The 22,624-nt window shown below is 59.3% G+C and carries 20 protein-coding genes; all 20 read right to left on the reverse strand.

The window, feature by feature from the left end:
• Positions 1-6: 6 nt before the first annotated feature.
• The 20 genes from fliG to JIO00_RS21455 all read right to left on the reverse strand — a co-directional run bounded on the left by fliG (position 7) and on the right by JIO00_RS21455 (position 22,619).
• Positions 7-1,026 carry a flagellar motor switch protein FliG gene (gene fliG, locus JIO00_RS21360; RefSeq protein ID WP_007894195.1) on the reverse strand — a complete coding sequence of 340 codons (1,020 nt, stop codon included), beginning with the start codon at positions 1,024-1,026 and terminating at the stop codon, positions 7-9.
• On the reverse strand, positions 1,019-2,806 hold the full coding sequence (fliF, locus tag JIO00_RS21365; protein ID WP_169856637.1) for a flagellar basal-body MS-ring/collar protein FliF: 1,788 nt from the start codon (positions 2,804-2,806) through the stop codon (positions 1,019-1,021). The genes fliG and fliF overlap by 8 nt, the downstream gene beginning before the upstream one ends.
• 14 nt (positions 2,807-2,820) lie before the next feature.
• Complete coding sequence (fliE, locus tag JIO00_RS21370) at positions 2,821-3,150, reverse strand: flagellar hook-basal body complex protein FliE (RefSeq protein WP_010456962.1); 330 nt, start codon at positions 3,148-3,150, stop codon at positions 2,821-2,823.
• A 130-nt stretch (positions 3,151-3,280) separates the two neighbouring features.
• Positions 3,281-4,660 carry a sigma-54-dependent transcriptional regulator gene (locus tag JIO00_RS21375; protein WP_200666797.1) on the reverse strand — a complete coding sequence of 460 codons (1,380 nt, stop codon included), beginning with the start codon at positions 4,658-4,660 and terminating at the stop codon, positions 3,281-3,283.
• Positions 4,661-4,665: 5 nt separating this feature from the next.
• Positions 4,666-5,871, reverse strand: a complete 1,206-nt coding sequence (locus JIO00_RS21380; protein ID WP_178113288.1) for a sensor histidine kinase — start codon at positions 5,869-5,871, stop codon at positions 4,666-4,668.
• Between the two features lie 128 nt (positions 5,872-5,999).
• A complete protein-coding gene (locus JIO00_RS21385; protein ID WP_010456968.1) occupies positions 6,000-7,475 on the reverse strand; it encodes a sigma-54 dependent transcriptional regulator in 1,476 nt (491 codons plus the stop codon).
• A gap of 173 nt (positions 7,476-7,648) precedes the next feature.
• Positions 7,649-7,945, reverse strand: coding sequence for a hypothetical protein (locus JIO00_RS21390; protein ID WP_010456970.1), 297 nt, complete (start codon positions 7,943-7,945; stop codon positions 7,649-7,651).
• 10 nt (positions 7,946-7,955) lie between these two features.
• Positions 7,956-8,351, reverse strand: coding sequence for a flagellar export chaperone FliS (fliS, locus tag JIO00_RS21395; RefSeq protein WP_010456972.1), 396 nt, complete (start codon positions 8,349-8,351; stop codon positions 7,956-7,958).
• 128 nt (positions 8,352-8,479) lie between these two features.
• Positions 8,480-9,907 (reverse strand): flagellar filament capping protein FliD, encoded by a 1,428-nt coding sequence (fliD, locus tag JIO00_RS21400; RefSeq protein ID WP_145309650.1) that lies wholly within the window; start codon positions 9,905-9,907, stop codon positions 8,480-8,482.
• Between the two features lie 82 nt (positions 9,908-9,989).
• Positions 9,990-10,355, reverse strand: a complete 366-nt coding sequence (locus JIO00_RS21405; RefSeq protein ID WP_010456977.1) for a flagellar protein FlaG — start codon at positions 10,353-10,355, stop codon at positions 9,990-9,992.
• Positions 10,356-10,428: 73 nt separating this feature from the next.
• Positions 10,429-11,280, reverse strand: a complete 852-nt coding sequence (locus tag JIO00_RS21410; protein WP_008072599.1) for a flagellin domain-containing protein — start codon at positions 11,278-11,280, stop codon at positions 10,429-10,431.
• Between the two features lie 253 nt (positions 11,281-11,533).
• The gene (locus JIO00_RS21415; RefSeq protein ID WP_200666799.1) at positions 11,534-11,803 is read right to left on the reverse strand and encodes a hypothetical protein; all 270 of its coding nucleotides are present in this window, start codon (positions 11,801-11,803) and stop codon (positions 11,534-11,536) included.
• Positions 11,800-13,092: a motility associated factor glycosyltransferase family protein gene (locus tag JIO00_RS21420; protein ID WP_200666801.1), complete on the reverse strand. Its 1,293-nt coding sequence runs from the start codon at positions 13,090-13,092 to the stop codon at positions 11,800-11,802. Before JIO00_RS21420 ends, JIO00_RS21415 begins: the two co-directional genes overlap by 4 nt.
• 96 nt (positions 13,093-13,188) lie before the next feature.
• Positions 13,189-14,115 carry a ketoacyl-ACP synthase III gene (locus JIO00_RS21425; protein WP_010456985.1) on the reverse strand — a complete coding sequence of 309 codons (927 nt, stop codon included), beginning with the start codon at positions 14,113-14,115 and terminating at the stop codon, positions 13,189-13,191.
• Between the two features lie 228 nt (positions 14,116-14,343).
• Positions 14,344-15,396 (reverse strand): pseudaminic acid synthase, encoded by a 1,053-nt coding sequence (pseI, locus tag JIO00_RS21430; protein WP_154501393.1) that lies wholly within the window; start codon positions 15,394-15,396, stop codon positions 14,344-14,346.
• Entirely contained in the window at positions 15,389-16,894 is a 1,506-nt protein-coding gene (gene pseG, locus JIO00_RS21435; protein WP_145309656.1) for a UDP-2,4-diacetamido-2,4,6-trideoxy-beta-L-altropyranose hydrolase, read from the reverse strand. Before pseG ends, pseI begins: the two co-directional genes overlap by 8 nt.
• Positions 16,891-17,586: a pseudaminic acid cytidylyltransferase gene (gene pseF, locus JIO00_RS21440; RefSeq protein WP_200666802.1), complete on the reverse strand. Its 696-nt coding sequence runs from the start codon at positions 17,584-17,586 to the stop codon at positions 16,891-16,893. Before pseF ends, pseG begins: the two co-directional genes overlap by 4 nt.
• 37 nt (positions 17,587-17,623) lie before the next feature.
• Positions 17,624-18,793 carry a UDP-4-amino-4,6-dideoxy-N-acetyl-beta-L-altrosamine transaminase gene (gene pseC, locus JIO00_RS21445; protein WP_010456993.1) on the reverse strand — a complete coding sequence of 390 codons (1,170 nt, stop codon included), beginning with the start codon at positions 18,791-18,793 and terminating at the stop codon, positions 17,624-17,626.
• Positions 18,794-18,896: 103 nt separating this feature from the next.
• Positions 18,897-21,830 (reverse strand): TIGR00180 family glycosyltransferase, encoded by a 2,934-nt coding sequence (locus JIO00_RS21450; RefSeq protein WP_200666803.1) that lies wholly within the window; start codon positions 21,828-21,830, stop codon positions 18,897-18,899.
• A gap of 51 nt (positions 21,831-21,881) precedes the next feature.
• Positions 21,882-22,619 (reverse strand): cephalosporin hydroxylase family protein, encoded by a 738-nt coding sequence (locus JIO00_RS21455; protein WP_010456998.1) that lies wholly within the window; start codon positions 22,617-22,619, stop codon positions 21,882-21,884.
• Positions 22,620-22,624 lie beyond the last annotated feature (5 nt).

Here is a 22,624-nt window from a genome sequence, read left to right on the forward strand (position 1 = left end):
GTGACCTTAGATCATCTCTTCGCCGCCCTTCCCGCCGAGAACGATTTCTCCGGCTTCGGCCATACGGCGGGCAATGGTGAGGATTTCTTTCTGCGCGGTTTCCACGTCGCTGACGCGCACCGGGCCCTTGGCCTCGAGGTCGTCGCGCAACAGTTCGGCCGCTCGTTTGGACATGTTCTTGAAGATCTTTTCCTTGACGCCTTCGTCCGAACCCTTGAGGGCCAGCACCAGCACGTCGGAGGACACTTCACGCAGCAACGCCTGAATCCCGCGGTCGTCGACATCGGACAGGTTGTTGAACACGAACATGAGGTCTTCGATCTGACCGGACAGGTCTTCGTCGACTTCGCGGATCGAGTCCATCAGCTGGCCTTCGATCGAGCTGTCGAGGAAGTTCATGATGTCGGCCGCACGCTTGATGCCACCCAGGGTGGTGCGCGAGGCATTCGAGTTGCCGGAGAACTGCTTCTCGAGAATCTGGTTGAGTTCTTTCAGGGCCGCTGGCTGCACGGTGTTCAGCGAGGAGACCCGCAGAATGATGTCCAGACGCACCTTGTGGTCGAAGTTGCCAAGCACTTCACCAGCCTGATCCGGGTCGAGGTAGGCCACGACGATCGCCTGGATCTGCGGGTGCTCGTAACGGATCACATCGGCGACGGCGCGTGGTTCCATCCACTTCAGGCTGTCGAGGCCGCTGGTGTTGCCGCCCAGCAGGATGCGGTCGATCAGGCCGTTGGCCTTGTCTTCGCCCAGTGCCTGGGTGAGCATTTTGCGCACGTAGTCGTCGGAGCCGACGCCCAGGCTGGTCTGGTCGCCGACGATGTCGACGAACTCGCTCATGACCTGTTCGACCTGCTCGCGATGGACGTTGCCCATCTGCGCCATGGCCACGCCGACGCGCTGGACCTCTTTGGGCCCCATGTGGCGCAACACTTGGGCAGCATCGGTCGAACCCAGGGACAGCAGCAGAATCGCGGCTTTGTCGACCTTGGTCAGTTTGGCGGCAACGGCTCGGTTATCACTCATCTGCGTTAATCCACTCTTTCACGACCTGGGCCACGCGACCCGGATCTTCTGCCACCAGACTCTTGATTGCATTCAACTGTGCGTCATAGCCTTCGCTCGGGCTCGGCAGCAGGATGCTTTGCGGACCACCGAGGCTGACGCGGTCGTTGCCCAGTTCGCCGTCCAGGCCGCCCATGCCACCGAGTTCCACGTCGCTGCCAATGCCGGCCAGTTGCTTGCCTTTGCCGCCACCGGTGATGTTGTTGAGCACCGGACGCAGCACACCGAACACCAGCACCAGGATGAACAAGACACCCAGCACTTGCTTGACGATGTCCCAGAACCAAGGCTGGGAGTAGAACGGAATATCGGCAATCACTTCACCGCGCTCGGCGGAGAATGGCATGTTGATCACGCTGACGCTGTCACCACGGCTCGCGTCGAAACCGACGGCGTCCTGCACCAGGCGAGTGAAGCGCGCCAATTCATCGGCACTCCACGGCGCACGGGTGGTCTCGCCATTGGCGGCGTTGATCTTGACCTGATCATCCACCACCACCGACACCGACAGGCGATTCAAACGGCCCTGCTGTTGTTTGGTGTGGCTGATCGAACGGTCGAGTTCGAAGTTCTTGGTGGATTGTTGACGCTTGTCCGCCGGATACGGTGCCAGCATCGGCTGACCGGTGGCCGGGTCCATGATTTGCTGACCGTTGGCATCGATCAACGGCTGGCCTGGCTGAACCATGCCGGCTGCCGCGGTGCTGCCACCGGTGGTCTGCGGCGCGGAAGCTGGCGATGGCGGCTGGTTGCTCAGGGCACCCGGCACACCTTGCGGGCCATTGCTGGCAGTGCGTTGTTCGTTGACCGACTGCTCGCTGCGCAACGCCGGTTGATCCGGGTTGAACTGCTCGGAGGTCGACTCGACAGCGCTGAAGTCCACGTCGGCCGAGACTTCGGCTTTGTAGCGGTCGTTGCCCAGCACCGGTTGCAGGATATTGTGCACGCGCTGGGTCAGCATGCTTTCCATGCGACGGCTGTAGTCAAATTGCTTGCCGGCCATGGTCAGTTCGGAATTTTCCGCCTGATCCGACAGCAGGTTGCCCTTCTGGTCGACCACGGTGATCTGGGATTTGCTGAGTTCGGGAACGCTGGTCGCGACCAGATTGATGATCGCCACCACCTGACCCGGCTCCAGCGAGCGGCCGGAATACAGTTCAACCAGCACCGAAGCGCTTGGCTTGCGTTCGTCACGCACGAACACCGAGCTTTTCGGAATCGCCAGGTGCACGCGAGCGCCCTTGACGTTGTTCAGGCTGGAAATGGTCCGCGCCAGTTCGCCTTCGAGGCCGCGACGATAACGGGTCGCTTCCATGAACTGGCTGGTCCCCAGGCCCTGGTCCTTGTCGAGGATTTCAAAACCGATGTTGCCATCGCTGGGAGTGACACCAGCGCCCGCGAGCTTGAGCCGTGCACGGGACAGGTCTTCGGCCTTGACCAGCAAGGCACCGGAGTTGGGTTCAACGGTGTAGGGAATATCGGCGGCGGCCAGGGTATCCATGACCTGCTTGGCGTCCATACCGGCGAGGCTGCCGTACAGAGGCCGGTAGTCCGGCTGCTGCGACCACAGCACCACGGCAAAACCAATCGCCACGCTCGCAGCCAGGCCGACCAACAGGCCCACCTGACGCAACATGGTCATCTCGGAGAGGTTTTCCAGGAAGGACAACCCGAACAGCGGCGGTTTGCCGTCTACTGGGGTGGCCTTGGCCGGAACGTTATCGGCGACTGCTTCTGCCATGACTCAATTCGTCCTTAAACCGGCATCTGCATGATGTCTTGGTATGCCTGAACCAGCTTGTTTCGCACTTGGGTCAACGCTTGAAAAGACACGCTGGCCTTCTGCGAGGAAATCATGACATCCGTCAGGTCGACGCCACTTTTGCCGATCTCGAAGGCACTGGCCAACTGACTGGACGCTTGCTGGGTGTCATTCACTTTATTGACAGCCTGACCGAGCATGTCGGAAAAGCTGCTGCCACCCAGTTCAGGGACTGCGGCAGTCGATTTAGGCGCAGACATGGCATCCATTTGCATGGAGCGCATGTCCAGCATCAACCGATTAAATTCAATACCTTGGCTCATGGTCTACTCTCGTTGGCGACCCGCAATTTTTTGACACTCACTCGGCGGGTAGTGAGGTGTTAGCAACAAGGGTGCCAGCTCCGTGGCTGCTCTGAACAAAAGCGTTTCCCGGGCGTTGTTGGCGAACGAATCAAGTCGCGAACAAATAAGCTTCCACATCCATCCCGGCATCGCGCATCTGCGCCAGCTTGTAGCGCAAGGTGCGTGGGCTGATGCCCAATCGCTCAGCCGCTTCTTTGCGACGGCCGCGCTCGGAACGCAAGGTGTCGATGATCATCTGGAATTCACGGCGACGCAGGTCATCACCCAACGCCCCGGCCGATTCAGCCTCGACCTCCACGACCCGCACCGGCGCCAACGCCGGCAACGGCGCACAAGCCACCGGTCCGGACAGGCAGAAATCCTGGGGCTGGATCAAACCACCCTGCTGCAGAATCAAGGCGCGCTGGATCGCGTTATCCAGTTCACGCACGTTGCCCGGCCACAGATAACCGATCAGGCACGCCTGCGCCTCGGGCGACAGTTTCGCCGCGGCATGCTTCATTTTATTGACGTGTTTGGCCAGCAGACGCTCGGCCAGCGGCAGGATGTCGGCGGTACGCTCGCGCAGCGGACGCCAGGCCAGCGGAAATACCGACAATCGATAGAAGAGGTCTTCACGGAACCGCCCCGCCGACACCTCACCGGACAGGTCACGGTTGGTGGTCGCCACGACCCGTATATCCAGGGAGATCGGCTTGCGTGCGCCGACCCGTTCGACTTCACGCTCCTGCAACACCCGCAGCAATTTGGCCTGGAGCCCGAGGGGCATTTCAGAAATTTCGTCGAGCAGGATCGTTCCGCCATCGGCCTGCTCGAACTTGCCGGCCTGCGCCGCGATGGCGCCGGTGAATGAACCTTTTTCGTGACCGAACAAAGTGGCTTCGAGCATGTTGTCGGGGATCGCCGCGCAGTTGATCGCAATGAACGGCTGACTGGCGCGATGGGAGTGCTGATGGATATAACGCGCCAACACTTCTTTACCGGTCCCGGACTCGCCGGAGATCAATACCGTCGAATCGCTGCGCGCGACCCGCGCGGCCAGTTCCAGCAATTGCACACTGGCCGGCTCGAAGGCGATCGGCCCTTCGCTCTCGGTCGCACCGAGCGTGCCCAGTGCGTGCCGCGCCACGAGGTCGAGCAAGGCTTTGGGCTCGAACGGCTTGACCAGATAATCCGCCGCGCCTTGGCGCATCGCATCGACGGCCCGCTCGACCGCACCATGAGCGGTCATCAGCAACACCGGCAATTGCGGCTGACGCGTTCGCAGCAAACCGAGCAGTTGATGGCCGTCCATGCCTGGCATATTGACGTCGCTGATCACCAGGCTGAAGGCCTCATTGCCGACCGTCGCGAGCGCCTCTTCCGCCGAACCGACGGCCGTGTAATCGTGCCCCGCGAGCAGCAGCGTATCGGCCAGTGCTTCGCGTAGCGCGCGGTCGTCCTCGACCAGTAAAACCTTGATTGCCATGTCCTTCACTCCGCTCCCTGAGCGTTAGGCTGTTCACCGGAAAAAAGCGGCAGGATGACCTGCGCGCAGGTGCCGCGACCCGGCCGCGAGCGCAACTGCAATTCTCCCTGATGAGCACGGGCCACGGCCTTGACCACGGTCAGGCCCAGGCCAGTCCCGGTGGTTTTAGTGGTGAAAAACGGCTCACCCAAGCGCGCCAGTACTTTGCCGTCGATGCCGCTGCCGCTGTCACTGATGCACACCCGCAGGTTGTTTCCCCTGGCATAGAAATGCACTTTCAAGCGGACATCACCGGCACTGGCCTGAACGGCGTTCTCGATCAGATTAAGGATTGCGCCGACCAAGGTGTCGCGGTTGCACAGCAGTTCACCGGCATGACTGTCGCACTGCCAGCGAATCGGCAAATCCTGAACATGAGTCAGTGCAGCCGATTGCAGCGACTGCATCAATTGCTTGGGCGTGACGCGGTCGGTCAACGGCAGCTCGCCCCGCGCGAACACCAACATGTCGCGAACCTGATGTTCCAGCTCATGCAACCGCTCTTTCAGGCGCCCGGCAAAACGTTGCTGCGTGGCGACCGGCAATTCCTGCTCAGTCAAATGACTGGCGTAGAGCAACGCGGCGGACAACGGCGTCCGAATCTGATGGGCCAGCGAGGCGACCATTCGGCCGAGAGACGACAGGCGCTCGTGGCGAGCCAGCTGATCTTGCAGATGACGGGTTTCGGTCAGGTCGTTGAGCAACACCAACTGCCCGGGCTCGGCATCCAGCGAACGAGTGGCGATCGACAGACGTCGACCGTCCTTCAGAGAGATTTCGTGACCGTCGTCTTCGCGAGGAGCAAAGCAACGGGCAATGACATGGCGCCAGAGCTCGCCTTCGAGGGGCAGGCCGAGCAACTCGCAGGCCGCCGGGTTGGCTTCACGCACAATGCCCTGGGCATCGATGACGATGACGCCGCCAGGCAACAGATCGAGGAGGTTTTGCAGACGGTTGGCCAGACGTTCCTTTTCCGCCAGCTCTTGCATGCGCTGAGCGCTGACCACCGCCAGCTCACCCTTGAGCTCGGTGACCCGGGCTTCCAGCATGCTGTAGGAATCAGTCAGCTGGCTCGACATTTGGTTGAACAGCGAGAACGCCTGCTCAAGGCCAAGCCGGCTTGCCTGCTCTACGGACGACGGTTGCCCCGAAGCATCAGGGACAGGAGACATCTGGGCGGCTTGGGGCATCGTGCTCTCTCGCTAGGCTGACCGTCAGTTAAACGGAACGTTGCGAGGGATGTAGCAATACCCGTGCCTAAAAAAAACCGCCTACAAATGAACGACTTGAAAAACAGGCGTCAATCATCCGCCTGTTCATCACCGTCGCGACGGCTCATGCCGTACTTGCGCATCTTCTCCACCAGCGTGGTACGACGAATACGCAGGCGTTCTGCGGCACGCGCCACGATCCCATTGGCATCATCCAGCGCCTGCTGAATCAAGCCCTGCTCCAGACCACCGAGGTAGTCTTTGAGGTCCAGACCTTCCGGCGGCAGCATGGCGTTGGCAGTGAAGTCCGGGGTATGACCGTTGATGGCCACCCGCTCTTCAAGATCACTGCGCAGGCTGTCGACCAGTTGCTCGTCTTCATCATCGACGTAGCGGAATTTCTTCGGCAGCTCGACCACGCCGATCACCCCGTAGGGGTGCATGATCGCCATGCGTTCCACCAGGTTGGCGAGTTCGCGAACGTTGCCCGGCCAACCGTGACGGCACAGCGACATGATCGCCGCCGAGTTGAAGCGGATCGAACCGCGCTTCTCGTGCTCCATGCGCGAGATCAACTCGTTCATCAGCAACGGGATGTCTTCGACACGTTCGCGCAGCGGCGCCATCTCGATCGGGAACACGTTCAGGCGGTAGTACAAGTCTTCGCGGAACGTGCCGATCTCGATCATGCTTTCGAGATTCTTGTGAGTCGCCGCAATGATGCGCACGTCGACACTCTGGGTCTTGTTGCTGCCCACGCGCTCGAAGGTGCGTTCCTGCAACACGCGCAGTAACTTGACCTGCATCGGCAACGGCATGTCGCCAATTTCGTCGAGGAACAGGGTGCCGCCATTGGCCAACTCAAAACGCCCGGCGCGACTGGTGATCGCCCCGGTGAAAGCGCCTTTCTCGTGGCCGAACAATTCGCTTTCCAGCAACTCGGCCGGGATCGCCCCGCAGTTGACCGGAACGAACGGCGCGTCACGACGCTTGGAGTGGTAGTGCAGGTTGCGCGCGACCACTTCCTTGCCGGTGCCGGACTCGCCAAGGATCAGCACACTGGCGTCGGTATCGGCCACTTGCTGCATCATCTGACGGACGTGCTGAATCGCCCGGCTGGTGCCGACAAGGCTACGGAAAAGGTTGGGTTCGCGATGACGACCGCGCTCGCGGGCCTGGTCGTACATCTCGCGATAGACCTGCGCACGGTGCAGCGAGTCGAGCAATTTGCTGTAGCTGGGTGGCATTTCGAGGGTCGAAAGCACTCGGCGACGCTGGTCTTCAGGCAAGTCAATGGAAGAATTATCGCCCATTAACAAAACCGGAAGGAACTCATCCCAGGTTGCGAGTGTCTTTAACAGGCCCGGAAGTGCGCCAGGAGCATTGACCGTCCCGATGAGGACACAGATCACTTCACGACTTGAGGACAAAGAGCCGACAGCCTGCTGCCAGTCATGGCTACCGCAGGGTAAATTTTCTTCGCCAAGAAAATTTAAAATCACCGCCAAATCGCGGCGGCGGACGCTATCGTCGTCAATCAGCAGAATTTTGGTTTCACGCCACATGCAATAGCAACTTCCCTAGTCAACTCAATGCCCAAAATGAGGGGGCAAGCTAGACGCTTGCAGACACGTTATGCCTGTAGACGACTGAAATCTGGTACCAGCCACTAGTTAAGTCAAAAAACCGTGCACAGTCAAATTTATGGCGCACTATGTTTGGATTAACTGAGGGTTAATTAACCAAACAGATGGTAAACCTTTGCCGCGCTCTGTGCTTGATGGATCTGCGACATCTCGTCGACTATCGCCTGGCGCTCCCCTGTCGCCGCCTCCAGAAGCTGTTTATACACGCCCAGCAACTCCTCAAGGTTGTCGCGCAACGCGACCTCATCCACCGAAGCTTCACTCAAGACGTCTTCCATGCAGGAACGGCAAGCCAGGTCCAATTCACTAATGGCCTCCCAGTTGCGCTCGGCCAATGCACCGACGAGGGCATCGCGGGTTAGTTCGATTCGCTGCAAGACAAGACTCATGGTGATCTCCTTAAAACTGCGGACCCGGCGCGGCAATGGCATCCCAACCGTCTTTGACCGTGCGAAGCAGGTCGGCGACTTCGTCGAGGATTTTTGGATCGGTCTTGATATTGGCTTCAGCCAGACGCTTCATCATGTAGGTATAGAGATTATCCAGCTCGCCTACCGATTCAGCCTGATTTTCCAGATCCAGACCTTCACGCAGACCGCCGATGATGCCGATGGCCTTGCCGATCAGAACGCCCTTGTTCGGAATGTCTTTGCGTTCCATCGCGCCCCTGGCTTGGGCTATGCGATCCAGTCCGCCTTCCATAAGCATCTGAACCAGACGATGCGGGCTGGCTTCGGAAGTCTGCGCCTGAGCGCCAATCTTCTGGTATTGGCGAAGGGCTAACATTGGATTCATGTTGTACCTCATCAGAAATCTGTGGTTCGTATAACCAGTGTATCGACGACGCGTCAAAAAACTTTAGATCCAAAAACAAAAAGCCCGGAGCGCTCTAAAACGCTGCCGGGCTTTTGGCGGTTCGGGTGTTACGAGTTCTTCTGCTGCGCTGTCATCGCCTCAAACATCGAGGTGATGTTACTGGCTGTCGCTTTCAACTTACCAACGAGCGTGTCCATGTCGTTGTACTTTTTGGTCAGCACCGCCGTCAGGGTCTCGATTCGGCGATCCAGGGCCGCCTGGTCATTGGACAGCTTTTTCTTGGTTGAATCCAGACTCTTGGCGCGCGCGTCCAGGATAGAGTCGACTGCTTTGCCATTGACGGTTTTACCTTCGGTGTAAGGCTTGATCGCGTTGTTCATACGCTCAATCAGACCGTTGGTACCCGTGAACAGTGTCTGAACCTCACCGCCCAGCTTCTTGTCGTTCATTGCAGTGTTGAACTTGGTGCTGTCAAAGTCCAGTGCGCCGGTCTTCTGGTTGGTGGTGATACCCAACTGGGAAAGCACAGTCAGCTTGTCGCCCGCACCGGTCTGCGACAGCGGGCCCCGCAAGGAATCCAGAATCGAACGTGGCAGCGGGTCACCGGTCAGCGCCGCGGAAACGGTCAGCTTGCCATCGTCATCCAGGGACGGCTTGGTCAAGGAGGTCACTGCGTTGGCCACAGCATTGTACGCGTCGACAAACTTCTGGATAGAAGCTTTCAGGCCATCGTTGTTGCCTGCGACGGTTATGGTGGTGGTGTCCTGGGACAGCAAGGTCATCGACAACCCGGAAACGTTGCTCACGGTGTTTGAAGGACCGCTCATGGGCAAGCCATCAACGCTGTAGAGCGCGTCCACGGGCAATTCACCGATGGCTCCGGAAGAAGTCGCCGTCGGCGTTGCCGCCATTTTCACCGTACCGTCCATCTCCAGGCCGGCAATACCGCTTACCTTGAGCTCGGACCCGGCACCCGTGGTGCTGGAACCCATCACCAGACGCGAGCCAAAACTGTCTGTCACGATGTTGGCGCTGAGGCCACTGGACTGGTACTGAGTGTTGATCGCGTCGCGAACCGACTGCAGGGTGGCGCCCGCCGCAACGTTAACGGTGTAGGATTTGCTGCCCTGATTGATCGTCAGGGTGCCTGACCCGACCGGGCTGGTTGCACCACCGGCGAAGGCGGCACTGGCCACTTTCGAGCTGGTTGCCAACTTAGTGACGGCAATGGTGTAAGTACCGGCGACCGCTGAGTTATTAGCGGTGGCGGTGACAACTTTAGCGTTGCCAGTGGTTGCTGCAAAACCGGTGAACTGAGGGGACGTCGCGCTGCCCAGATCCTTGAGCGCAGTCTGGAACGTGGCCAGCAGCGATTTCAAGGTACCGATCCCGGAAATGCTCGCCGAGTTGGTAGCGGTCCCACGGTCGATCTGACCTTGCTTGGCCGCTTTGTCAGCGTTCACCAATGCTTTGACGATAGCACCAGTATCAAGGCCGGAACCTAAACCTGTGCCCGGTAGAATTGGACTTGCCATGTGAAACTCCCTTCAGTGTGTCGCCGGCCTTTTGACCACTACAACGCCCAAAAGAACATAGCAACAAAATTCGTGCCAGTTGTCAGGCTTTAGCGCTGAACAACAGGCTGCTTGCATCATTCAAACTATTGGCCAGTTTCAAGACCTCTTCGTTGGGGATCTGACGGATCACCTCACCAGAGTCGCTGGCAATCACTTTTACCACAACCTTGCCTGAAGGCTCGTCAATCGAGAACTCCAGATTACGCTTGACCGACTGAACGAACTTTTCGATTTCCTGAACGGCCATCTTCAGTTTTTCCTGCTCGGTTAAGCCGCTTTTACCTTCATCCTTGACAGCAACCACTGACGCAGCGACCGCTTGAGGCTTTTCCGCAGGCTTCTCGGCAACAGCCGTCGCCTTTGGGGCCGCAGGATAAGACAAGTTCAGCTTCACGCTCATATCCATGTCCATCACCTCTTAAACCAAAAAAGCGAGAGAGCGCGACATGCACACTCCCCCGCCAAAACTCACTCAGCTATTACTGAAGCAGTTTCAGTACAGCGGATGGCAGTTGGTTGGCCTGAGCCAGAACTGCGGTGGAAGCTTGTTGCAGAGTTTGTTGCTTGGTCAGCTGTGCAGTTTCAGCAGCGAAGTCGGTATCTTGTACGCGACCCAGTGCAGCACTGGCGTTTTCGTTGATGTTTTGCAGGTTGGAAATGGTGCTGGACAGACGGTTTTGTGCAGCACCGAGGTCAGCACGGCTGGAGTTGATCTTGGCCAGAGCGGCGTCGATTTTGGTCAGCGCGTTGTTCATCGAAGCTTCGGCGGTTGCCGAGTTGTTACCAGTGATCTGAACGGTAGCCGAGTCAACCGACAGGGTAGCTGCGTCGAAGCCGCTGTCCAGGGTCAGGGTGATCTGGTTGGTAGCGCCAGTGTTGGAACCAACCTGGAAGGTCATGGTGCCAGCGGTGCCGTCGATCAGGTTCTTGCCGTTCAGGTTGGTCGACTTGGCGATACGAGTCAGTTCGTCCGACATCGAAGCGAATTCTTTGTTCAGAGCAGCGCGGTCAGCGGTGCCGTTCGAATCGTTTCGGGATTGAACAGCCAGTTCACGCATACGCTGCAGAATGTTGGTCGATTCTTGCATCGCGCCTTCAGCGGTCTGAGCGATCGAGATACCGTCGTTGGCGTTTTTGATAGCCATGGTCTGACCGCGGATCTGCGAAGTCATACGGGTAGCGATTTGCAGGCCGGCGGCGTCATCTTTAGCGCTGTTGATTTTCAGGCCGGAAGACAGGCGAGTCATCGATGTCGACAGAGCGTCGGAAGCGCGGTTCAGGTTTTTCTGAACGTTCAACGATGTGACGTTGGTGTTTACTGTTAAAGCCATGACGAATTCCTCGTTGGTTGGGTACTGCGGCTTCCGGCCCTGGCAACCGCCGGGTATGGCCTAGAGAACCTTCGTAATAGTTATCGTCGCCAATGCAACTTGCTTTAGGGGATTTTCAAAATTATTTGCCATCACGTTGCCACCCCCCGTAAATCAAGGGGTTGGCGATGATCCGGCAGCGAAAAAATGACGCCAGGGAAATGTCGGCGACAGGTTGGCGAGGACTCGCCGGCACCGACAGAAGGGATATTGCTTAAACAGACAGGCTTTCGGTCAGCAACTCGACCAGTTCATATTCCAGGTAATCAGCCAATGCGAGCCAGTTCTGCGCTTCCTGACACGCGAACATTTTGCTGAGCAAAAAAGCCCATTGCTTTTGCGATGACTGCGGCGTGGAGTCAAATGCCGGATGCACTTCACCGACCAGCTCGATCATTACCAGGCTGGCTTCGACATCACGCCCCAGACGGAACAAGGCTGCACAGTGCTGCGCATCGGCAACGAAGGTTTCAAGCGCGCTCATGACGCAAACTCCGGATGAAAAACCGTACCGGCGATCATCGCCCCTGCCCGACTGCTGTTATGGAAACGTACCTGTGGGTGGCCCGCAATAAAACGCTCCAGCTCACACAGATAGCTGCGGAAGTTGAGTTGAGTCTTGATGCGCTGGCCGTGGCCATCCAGCACCCAGTGCTTGGCAGCCCCCATCTGCGGCCCCAGATCACCATCGCTCCACCCTGCGTGGGTCTTGTCACCCGGGAAGGCAAAGTCGGCGCCGAACAGCGTGATTTGCACAGCGCCCATTTTCACCGCCAGGTCGACCGCCGGGTGAATCACGCTGCCGCCAACATACAGCTCGCCCCTGGGCAATTGCCGACGCAGCTGCTGGTAGATCGGGCTCGCGGAATAACCGGCATAACGCGGCCCCTGCCAGGCCTCGATCACCGCCGGATCAAGCATGGGCATGTACACCAGCGTGATGTCGGCCGTGCCTTCAGACGGCAGGTGCCGCTGCGAAATGCGCTGGTCGATGCTGACGACAATGTCAGGACGAATGCCGTGCTTGAGCAGCGGACGATAGGCCGTGTCGACGCAGATGAACAACGGTCGCTCGGCTTCATTGCGAATGGCGCGCAAGGTCGCAAAGTGCTGTTCCAGGCTTGGCCCGGTGGCGATGACAAACACCTCCCGCCCCGGCTGTGAACCGAACAACTCGGTCACGTCGCGATCGCCCAGCAACCACTTGAGACTGACCTGCAAGCGCTCCACGATTTCAGGCGACTGCGGATCGAACTCACGATTGTTGAAGGTCAGATGGGTTTCACTGATCAGGCGATCACGGATCTTCGCGCTGAAATCGTCGGCCAGTACCAGCTCGGAGGGCAAGGCAAAAAACGGCAGCTGGATTTCTCCCAGATCGCCGGCATACAACAGCTCGACCCTGGGATCGCTGAGCCACGGCTGTTGATCGAGCAGTTGCAGCACCAGGGCAAACACGGCGCCGTTGAGGATGTGCACGTACAAATGCTCAAGACCGGCGCGTTGCAGCAACTCCATTTGCAGATCGCCGAGCCCGGTGCCGTAGACGTGCGCCACCGGACTGTCGAGCGGCAAACTGTCGGCCTGAAGCACGGCCTCGCGACTGCGATCATGGCGGCTGGTCAGCTGAATGCCATTGATGCTCAGCGTCGAGCCCAGGCCTTCCACCAGATCAGCCTGTAGCAGGCTCGTGTCTTCGACCAGCAAGCGCACAGCCAACGCCGGCCAGCGTTGCTGGATGACGTCGACGTTGTGCTCAAAGAACTCGCTCATGGCGCCTCGCATTGTGTTCGGGCAAAAAAATAGCGCTCAAGGTTACACCTTGAGCGCTTTTTTTGTGTCTGGCTTTCTTTGACTAAGACGCCTTGTTCAAGGGCGGTAGAGGATCGCCGAGCCCCAGGACAGGCCAACGCCGAAACCGCTGAGCGCAACGCGCTTCCAGTCGGAGTCCAGCACGTGTTTTTCCAACAGCAGCGGAATGCTCGACGACACGGTGTTGCCAGTCTCGACCATGTCCTTGATGAACTTCTCCGGCTCGCCTTCGAAGCGGCGCGCCACGGCGTCGACAATCGCGGCGCTGCCTTGGTGAATGCAGAAGGCGTCGATGTCATCAGCGGTCAGTTGCGAGTCAGCCAGCAGCTCATGCAAGTGCGCCGGGACTTTGAGCAGTGCAAAGTTGAACACCTGGCGACCGTTCATGTAGAACACGCCGTCGGTGACTTTCAAGTGCGGCGCACCGGAACCGTCGGTGCCGAACTTGGCTTTGCCCAGCTGCCAGGGCGCGTTTTCGCCCATCCAGGTCGCGGTGGCGGCGTCGCCGAAGAGCATGGTGGTGTTGCGGTCTTCCGGGTCGACGATCTTCGAATAAGGGTCGGCGGTGATCAGCAAGCCATTCTTCAGGCCAGCGGCTTCCATGAAGCCCTTGATCGCGTAGATGCCGTAGACGTAGCCGGAGCAGCCCAGGGAAATATCGAACGCCGCCACGGTAGTCGGCAGGCCCAGCTTGTCCTGAACGATGGCGGCCGTGTGTGGCAAACCTTCTTCGTCGCCGTTCTGGGTGACGACGATCAGCACATCGACGGATTCACGCTTCAAGTCAGGGTTGTTGGCGAACAGCGCGTTGGCTGCTTCGACACACAGGTCCGACGTTTCCTGCCCGGCGTCTTTACGCGGCAGGAAGGCCGAACCGATTTTGCCCAGGATGAACTCTTCATCCTTTTCGAATTTTGCACCTTGTGCGTAATTGTCCACGCCGGCTACAGGAACGTAGCTCGCAATGCTTTTTATGCCAATCATTACGGCTTCCCAATAATAAACAGCCCAATACCACCGCTCGTAATGATTCGAGGGGCGCCGACAAACAGTGAAAAACGTCGCCCCATGGAGGCGACAACGGGAAGAATAAAAGGCTATCACTGGGCCAAACAGAGACCAGGCGCCACCTCCCCGATTTATACAATACAGTGAAGATGCGCGTTATGACTCGCAGGTCACGCTATTTTGCCGAAACAGACCGACAAGGCGTTATTCGACCAACGACCAGTCCAGCGCGGTTCCACGCTGGATGGCGTGGCGGGCGCGGCGGCCCAGAAGGGTTTCGGCGTGTTTGGGCGCCAGCCCCAGGCCAGGACGGATGGCACGCAGATTGGCGACGGTAAACGGCTCTCCGGCCGCCATATCTTGCGTGACATAGAGCGAGCGTCGGTACACCAGGGACTTGCGCTCGGCCTCGGTCACCCCGTAATGCACCTGACCCATAGCCTGCCAGGCACGCTCGGTTTCGATCACCAGGCTTTCCAGTTCGGCCGGCTCCAGGGAGAAACTGGCGTCCACCCCTCCGGCCGCACGGTCGAGGGTGAAGTGCTTTTCGATCACAGTCGCTCCCAGCGCCACGGCGGCCACAGACACGCCGACGCCCATGGAGTGATCGGACAGGCCGACCTCGCAGCCAAACAATTCACGCAAATGTGGAATCGTGCGCACATTGCTATTGGCCGGTGTTGCCGGGTACGTGCTGGTGCATTTGAGCAGCACCAGGTCCTTGCATCCCGCCTCACGGGCAGCGCGCACGGTTTCGTCGAGCTCGGCGATGCTGGCCATGCCGGTGGAGATAATCAATGGCTTGCCGGTGGCCGCGACCCGGCGAATCAGCGGCAGGTCGGTGTTTTCAAAACTGGCGATCTTGTACGCCGGCACATCGAGGCTTTCGAGGAAGTCGACGGCGCTGTCATCAAACGGCGTGGAGAACGCCAGCATGCCCAGTTCGTTGGCCCGGGCGAAAATCGGCGCGTGCCATTCCCACGGCGTATGCGCTTTCTCGTACAACGCGTACAACGAGGTTCCGGCCCACAGACTCTTTGGGTCCTTGATGAAGAACTCACCTTCGGCCAGGTCCAGGGTCATGGTGTCCGCGGTGTAGGTTTGCAGCTTCAAGGCATGCGCGCCGGCTTTGGCCGCCGCTTCGACGATTTGCAGCGCCATGTCCAGCGACTGGTTATGGTTGCCGCTCATCTCGGCGATGATGAACGGCGGCGCGTCGGCACCGATGGAGCGGTTGCCGATCTTGAAGCTAGTCATTGCTGCGTTCCTTTAATACGCGCGTGAACGCGCAAGCACTCTGAGTAAAACCGGCTTCGCGAAACACCTTCAGCGAAGGCTGGTTGTCCGGCAACACTTGGGCGGTGATGGCCGTCAGTTGCGGCCAGTGGGCCGTCACGAACGTCTCGCCGCGGACCAGCAGCGCCCTGCCCCAGCCCAGGCCGATGCGATCTTCAAACAGATAAATCGAGACTTCGGCTTCAAAACCGCGCACGTCATAACGCAACACCCCCACCGGACCGTCATCGGTTTCGGCGATCAACAGCAAGCGCCGCGCATTATTCAAACTGGCGGCCAGCCAATGTTGATGCGACGACCATTCAATCGCCCCGGCGTCCAGCGACCAGCGCCGAACCGCCTCGGCGTTGCGTCCGTGGAACAGAAGCCGTGCATCGTCTGCGGTCGCGAGACGGATCTGCAACACCGCACCGGCCAACGCTGCCGCCACCCGCTGCGCCCCCCGACCATCCACCAATTGCCGCGAATGATCGGCCAGGCTCTGGCGTATCCCCTGATTGCCCGCGACAAAACCGATGGCCTGGCGCAGTTGCTCGATGCTCACCTGCTCACGAGGGCCCAGGTAGACATGGGCACCCGAGGCGGCCATGACCTCGCCATTGGCCTGCTGATTGTTCGAGACCGCAATGCAAATCGTCGGCAGCCCCATGGCCGCCCGCTCCCAACTTGTCCCGCCACCGGCACCGACAAACAGGTCGGCCTCGGTCATCAGCCGGTAGAAGTCGCTGACAAAACTGTGCAAGCGCCAGTTCGGCCGAGTCGCCGCCATGGCCTGCATATCGTCCCAGGCCGGGTTGTCGGCTCCGGCAACGAAATCGACTTCCAGCGCATCGAAATCCGCCATGGCCAGCATCGCGTGATGAGTCTGCATCGCCGCATCGAAGCCGCCGAAATTCACCAACACCCGCTTGGCCTGCGGTTTGATCGGGATCGCCGGGCAACGGAACTCATCGCGCAGCATCGCGAAACGTGGGCCGAACAACGTATGGCAGCCAGGCGTGAGCAGTGAGTCATAGGCCGCTGGCGTGCCCGACAGGTTCTGGTTGAGCAGCAGGTCGACGGCGTACTGGCGAGTGGCAAGATCATCCACCGCAGCGATCCGTAGCGCCCAGCGCCGGGCCGCCGTTTGCCAGTGATGGTCAAGGCCGTAGTGATCGACGATGATCCAGTCGAACGGCGGATGGTTTTCCAATGCCTGCGCCAACGCGTCGATGTCCGCCTGCCACGGCAGCATGGATTCGATGCCTTGCTGCGGGTCTTCATCGGGATAACGCCCCGGCAGCGCGAAGGTTTCAAAACCTTCGGCCGCCAGACTGTCCAACCGATGGCCCGGCAGCAGGCGACAGGCAAAGGCAACATGTGAACCCTGCTTGCGCAAGGTTCTGGCCAGGGGCAACAAGCGAGCGATATGCCCGCTGCCAATGGTCGGCGATGCGTCGGAGCGAATCAGCACCCTCATTGCAGTTCGCCTCCAGCCTTCAACACGGCGTAAAGGTATTCAGCGCGTTTCCAGTCTTCGAGGGTATCGATGTCCTGCACCAGATGCCGCGGCAGAATCACCGGCAGGCTCGCCGGGGAAAACAATACATCGCCGCGCAACCAGGCCTCGCTGCGCCCCCAGTAGAACTGCCCCGCATCTTGAAAGGCTTCGGCCAGGTCCTGCGAGCGGGTGTTGCGAAATTCCGGGTACAACGACGTCAACGCGCCGTGTTCGTCGAGGGTCAAGGCACGCTGCACGGGAAAGCCGAAACCGGCCACGGAAAACGCGAAGGATTTATCCGGGTTCTGCTCCAGCAATTCAAAGCCCTGACGCAGAAACCGTGCCTGCAAGAGGGGTGCGGTCGCGTAGATACAACAGGCATAGTCGAACGCCGCAAGCTCATTCAAGGCATGCACCATCACCGCCGCCGTGCCGGTGAAATCGTCGGCCAACGACGCCGGACGCATGAACGGCACCTGAGCACCGTGCACCCGCGCGACCTCGGCGATTTCTTCATCGTCGGTGCTGACGACCACCTGATCGAACAGCTGCGAATCCAGCGCCGTACAGATCGAGCGGACGATCATCGGCACGCCGTCGAACGGTTTGAGGTTCTTGCGCGGGATTCGCTTGCTGCCGCCCCGGGCCGGAATGATGGCTACGCAGCTCACAACCAGCCCCCCGCCGCCCGACGATACATCATGATGTTCAACCCAGAATTCGCCTCAAATGCCCCACCACTTCATCCTGCTCCTCATCCGTCAGATCCGGGTACAACGGCAAGCTGATGGCTTCGGAAAAATAACGTTCGGCCTCAGGGAAGTCGCCGTCCTTGAAACCCTGCTCACGGTAATACGGCTGCAAATGCACTGGAATGTAATGCAGGTTCACCCCCAGCCCGGCAGCCCGTAACGCTTCGAACACCTGAGTCTGGCTGAGTTTGATCTGTTCCAGCTGCAACCGGACAACGTACAGGTGCCAGGCCGATTCGGCACCTGACTGAACGGCCGGCAATGTCACCGCAATACCCGCCAGCAGTGTTTCATAACGCGCGGCCAATTGACGACGTCGGGCGACAAACGCATCAAGCCGCGCCATTTGCGACAGGCCCAAGGCGGCATGCAAGTCGGTCATGCGGTAATTGAAGCCAAGCTCCAATTGCTGGTAGTACCACAACCCTGTGTCCGGCACGCTCATCTGAGCCGGATCACCGGTAATACCGTGACTGCGCAAACGGCGCAAACGGTCGGCGAATTCCGGGCGATTGGTCAGCACCATGCCACCTTCGGCGCTGGTGATGATCTTCACCGGGTGAAAGCTGAAAATTGTCATCGCCGCGTATTGGCCACACCCCACCGGCCGCCCCAGATACGAAGCGCCCACCGCATGGGAAGCATCCTCGATCAAGGTGAAGCCATAGCGTTCGGACAACTGCGAGATCGCGCGCATATCGCAACTCTGCCCCGCGAACGCGACCGCCACCACCACTTTGGGCAACTTCCCGGCCGCTTCGGCGATCTCCAATTTCTCTGCGAGTAACCGTGCATCCAGGTTCAAGGTGTGCGGGTCGATGTCGACGAAATCGACGTCGGCGCCGCAGTATCGACCGCAGTTGGCCGAAGCGACAAACGTGTTGGGACTGGTCCAGAGGTAATCGCCCGGACCAAGCCCTGCGACCCGACAGGCAATGTGCAACGCCGCCGTGGCATTGCACACGGCTACCGCATATTCAGCCTGGCAGTGTTCGGCCAGGGCTTTTTCAAAGCGCTCGATCGTCGGCCCCTGAGTCAGCCAGGGCGAGTTGAGTACCTCAATGACAGCGTCGATGTCTGACTGATCAATGTTTTGTCGGCCGTAGGGAATCCGGTACGGCATCATGACCGTGACTCAACACAATGCCCAACCAGCAGGCGGCCACAAGCGTCCTTGAACTTCATTTTGCCGTTGCACATGTGCTGAGTCCTTTTGCTGATCAGGTAGCTTATGCGAGCAACTGCGTCCAATTCACGCTGGAAGCATCGCCGAGGGTAAAGCCCTTGCCGGTCAAGGCCAGGTTCTGGTTGTAGGCTGAATCCTGTTCGAAGCGTGCTTGCCACTTGTCGCGCAGAGCGGCGCGAGCCTGGGTTGCCTCAGGCAGCACGCCCGGATGCAACAGTTGCGCTTGTGGTGTCCAGACAGTCAGGTAACCGGCATCGGCGACTTTCAGGCACAGGTCGATATCGCCAAACGCTTCGTCGAAATGCTCCTCGTCCAGACCACCTACCGCTTCGAACACGTCCTTGCGAATCATCAGACAGGCACCGGACACTGCCGAGTAGTTCTGCTCGACCTGATGGCCGTTCATGTAGCCCTTGGCGTCCTTACGTTCATCGACAAAGACCGAGCCGATATCGCCATTCAAACCCAGGACCAGACCGGCCTGAGTGGTGACGCCACGAATGTCCATCAGTTTGGCGCCAACGATGCCGACTTCCGGACGCTGGGCCTGGTTGAGCATGGCGTCGAGCCAATTGGCATTGACCACTTCGGATTCTGCCGATAGCAATACCAGGTAGTTCCCCTTGGCCTCGCCACAGGCAAAATTGTTCAGCGCCGAGGCGCTCAGGCGCTGACCGCTGCGCAGTACACGAAGGCGATCGCCCTTGCCTTCCAGGCTGCTCAGCCAGGTTGCGAGTTCTTCGGATTGGCTGTGGTTGTCAGCAATCAGCACTTCGTGACGCTGATAACGGGTACGTTGCAGCACACTGACCAGCGCCCGTTGCAGCGACTCAAGGTTGTCCTGGCTCTGGAGGATGATCGACACCAGCGGCCGTTCAGCGTGTTGATAGTCGATCTGGTACGTCAGCGGCAGTGCCGAGCTGACCTGAGCGCGATAACCGCGCGCCGCCAGAGAGCGGGTCAGCACCTGACGTTCCTGAGCGCTGGATTCTTCTAACGGGGCATTGCAAATCAGCAAGGGTTCGGCCAGATGCGCCAGCCCTGCCAGGCCACCGTCCTCGATCAGGCGCAGCAACAGATCGAACTCCAGAGCCTGGGGGTACTCGGTCGAGAAACCTTTGGCCTGAGCCAACACATCACGCTGGATCAACCAGTGGCGCGCCATCAACGACGGCACGGTTTGCAGCAGGTCGAGGTTGACCCCTGGACGGAATACATCCGCCAGAGCGCCGTTGGCCTGACGCTGAAGCTCATCCATCGCCACCGCACGCACACCCTCGGCACCGGCCAGCTCAAGGCTGGCGCGCAGCAAACCGCTGGCAGTGAACTGATCTCCGGCCTCGGCCAGCAACAGCCAATCGGCAGTGGACTGGGCGACGATCTGGTTGATGCGCTCCACATAATTGGTTGTGCTGACTTTGACGAAGTGCACGGTGTCGCGCACGGTCGTGGTCGCCGGTAAATCACCGGTGGTGAACACCACCAGGTTGAACGCCCTGCAGTGACCAGCGACCAAGCTATCGAAGGTCGCCTGCAACTTGACCATGTCGGCGTCCAGATCCAGCAACAGAATGCCGAACTGAGGACCGCCATTGTGCCTGGCCAACTGTGCGGCGATTGCCTTGAGCTGCGCGGCATCCGGGTTACGCGCTTCGAGCCAGTTCAGCAACCGGCCGGACGGCATGTTCTCGAACAATCGGCGGTCTTGCTGACCCGGTAAAGCGTTCAGTCGCTCGGCCCAGGCTTGCAGCTTGAGGCCTTCTTCCGGCTCTTCGCTGTCCTTCAACGACTCCGCCAGGCGCTCGACCACCGCCCGGTTGAACACGTTCAGGCTCAAGGCCTCCCACAACCGGCTACGCACAGTGCGGTCAGTGTCATTGGGGTGAATTTGCATCAACTCATGCTGCTTGAGCAGGATGCCTTCCAGTTCCTGAAGTTGCAGGCGTCCGGCAGGCATGGCATGCAGCAGGAATTCGAACTCGGTCAGCAGGTCGAACACCGGTTTATTGTAGAACGGCATTTCGACGAATTGCTCGGGGCCGAACGAACGAATCGGCTCTTCCCCCGCCTCGCGCCAGGCCGAGCGAATAATCATGGTGCCTTTGAGCGAGCGACCTTCGATCAGGCAATCGGCCATGGCGGTAAAACTGTCCAGGGCGATCTGCTTGGCCTGGACCGCCCCCTTGGCGCTGAGTGGCGTCGGGATCGAGGCCAGGAATTCGGCAAACTGCTCGCGCTCGGCAACGCTTTTGGCGTCTTTGAAGGTCAGCACCGTCAACACGTTGGTGTTGTGGTCCGAGGCGCCATAGTTCATTTCCCGCACGGCGAACGGAATCGGCAGGATCCGTGCCTTCGCACAGGCCAGCAGGTAGAAGGTGTGGCCGATCTCCTGCCATTCGAAACCGGTGCCCGGTGGCAGCAGGCTGTACCACTGTTGCAGCAGATCGGTACGGGTGACCGCATAGAACGGTGGCAGGAAATTATCCATGAACCGCACGACACGGTCTTCAGCCTGCTCCGAGTTGTAGTCCTCATGAACCTTGCGGTCGCGGCGGAAGTAGTTCACTTCAGTGGCGCGGGTCAGGTACATGATCCCGTAGCCGTGGCACAGGCCGTAGTCGGGGTTGGCTTCGAGAAACTCCACCGACTCGGTCAGTGCGCGGTGCAGCAGGAAGTCGTCATCGGCGGCAAACACCATGTAAGGCGTGGTGACCTGATTGACGCCGTAGGTGAGTTTTTCCTGCAGCCCCTTGTAGGTGTATTGCGGCAAGTGGCGATAGTCGACCGACGGGAAGTCCCGGGCCATGTTCTCGTCACCCTCAGCAGAGGAGTCCAGAACCAGAACCGTGCAGGGATAGCTGCTGTAGTACTGCAAAGTGCGCCGCAGGAACGCGTTCCGGTTGTGAGAAATCACCACCACCGTAAACCGCTCGTTCAGCGGTGCAACGTTGTTTTGAGCACTGTTTTGAACCTGCATCTTCCTATCCCCACAACCGGCCAATCGCCAAGAACCTGAAACCACTTTTGATTAACGAACGCGACGCAGATAGCCGTCTGGCGCCACGGTGATCAGCAGTTTGTTTTGCATCTGCTGGTCGATCTCGAAGTCCTTGTTTTCTTCCAGGTACTTCCACACCGCGGTTTTCGGGTTATCGCCCGGGCCCCAAGGACGATCCGGGAAAAAGTCCGCCGGCATGTCTTCAACCACGGTGTCCATCACCACGCAGTAGCTGTCCACCGAGACCAACGGCGCGTAAAGACGCAGTTCTTCGAGCACGTGATCGTGAGTGTGGTTAGAGTCCAGCACCAGAATGACTTTCTTGCCTTCGGCCGCGGCGCGCACTTGTGCAGCGATCGCAGGATCAATGCTCGAACCTTCGATCATCTTGATGCGCTTGCTCATCGGGTGGCTTTCGATGGCTTCGCGGTTGTGCGGACGGATGTCGAGGTCAATACCCAGCACTTCGCCGTGGCCTTGCAGCTCCAACAGGGAGGCGTAGTAGATGATCGAACCGCCGTGGGCGATGCCGCACTCGATGACCAGATCCGGTTTGACCTGCCAGATGATCTCTTGCATCGCCATCATGTCTTGCGGCAACTGAATGATCGGACGGCCCATCCACGAAAAGTGGTAGCTGTATTTGTGCTTGGCCGATTCGTTGAAGAAGTCCCGGGCCAGGCCGGTGAGTTTCTGGTCATCACCTTGCTGGGCGATCTGTTCCCGGCATTCGGCTTCGAAGGCTTTATTGATGCTGTTGTCGGTCATTTCAA

Origin of the sequence: Pseudomonas sp. SW-3, assembly GCF_016615645.1 — a bacterium.
GTDB classification, from domain to species: domain Bacteria; phylum Pseudomonadota; class Gammaproteobacteria; order Pseudomonadales; family Pseudomonadaceae; genus Aquipseudomonas; species Aquipseudomonas mandelii.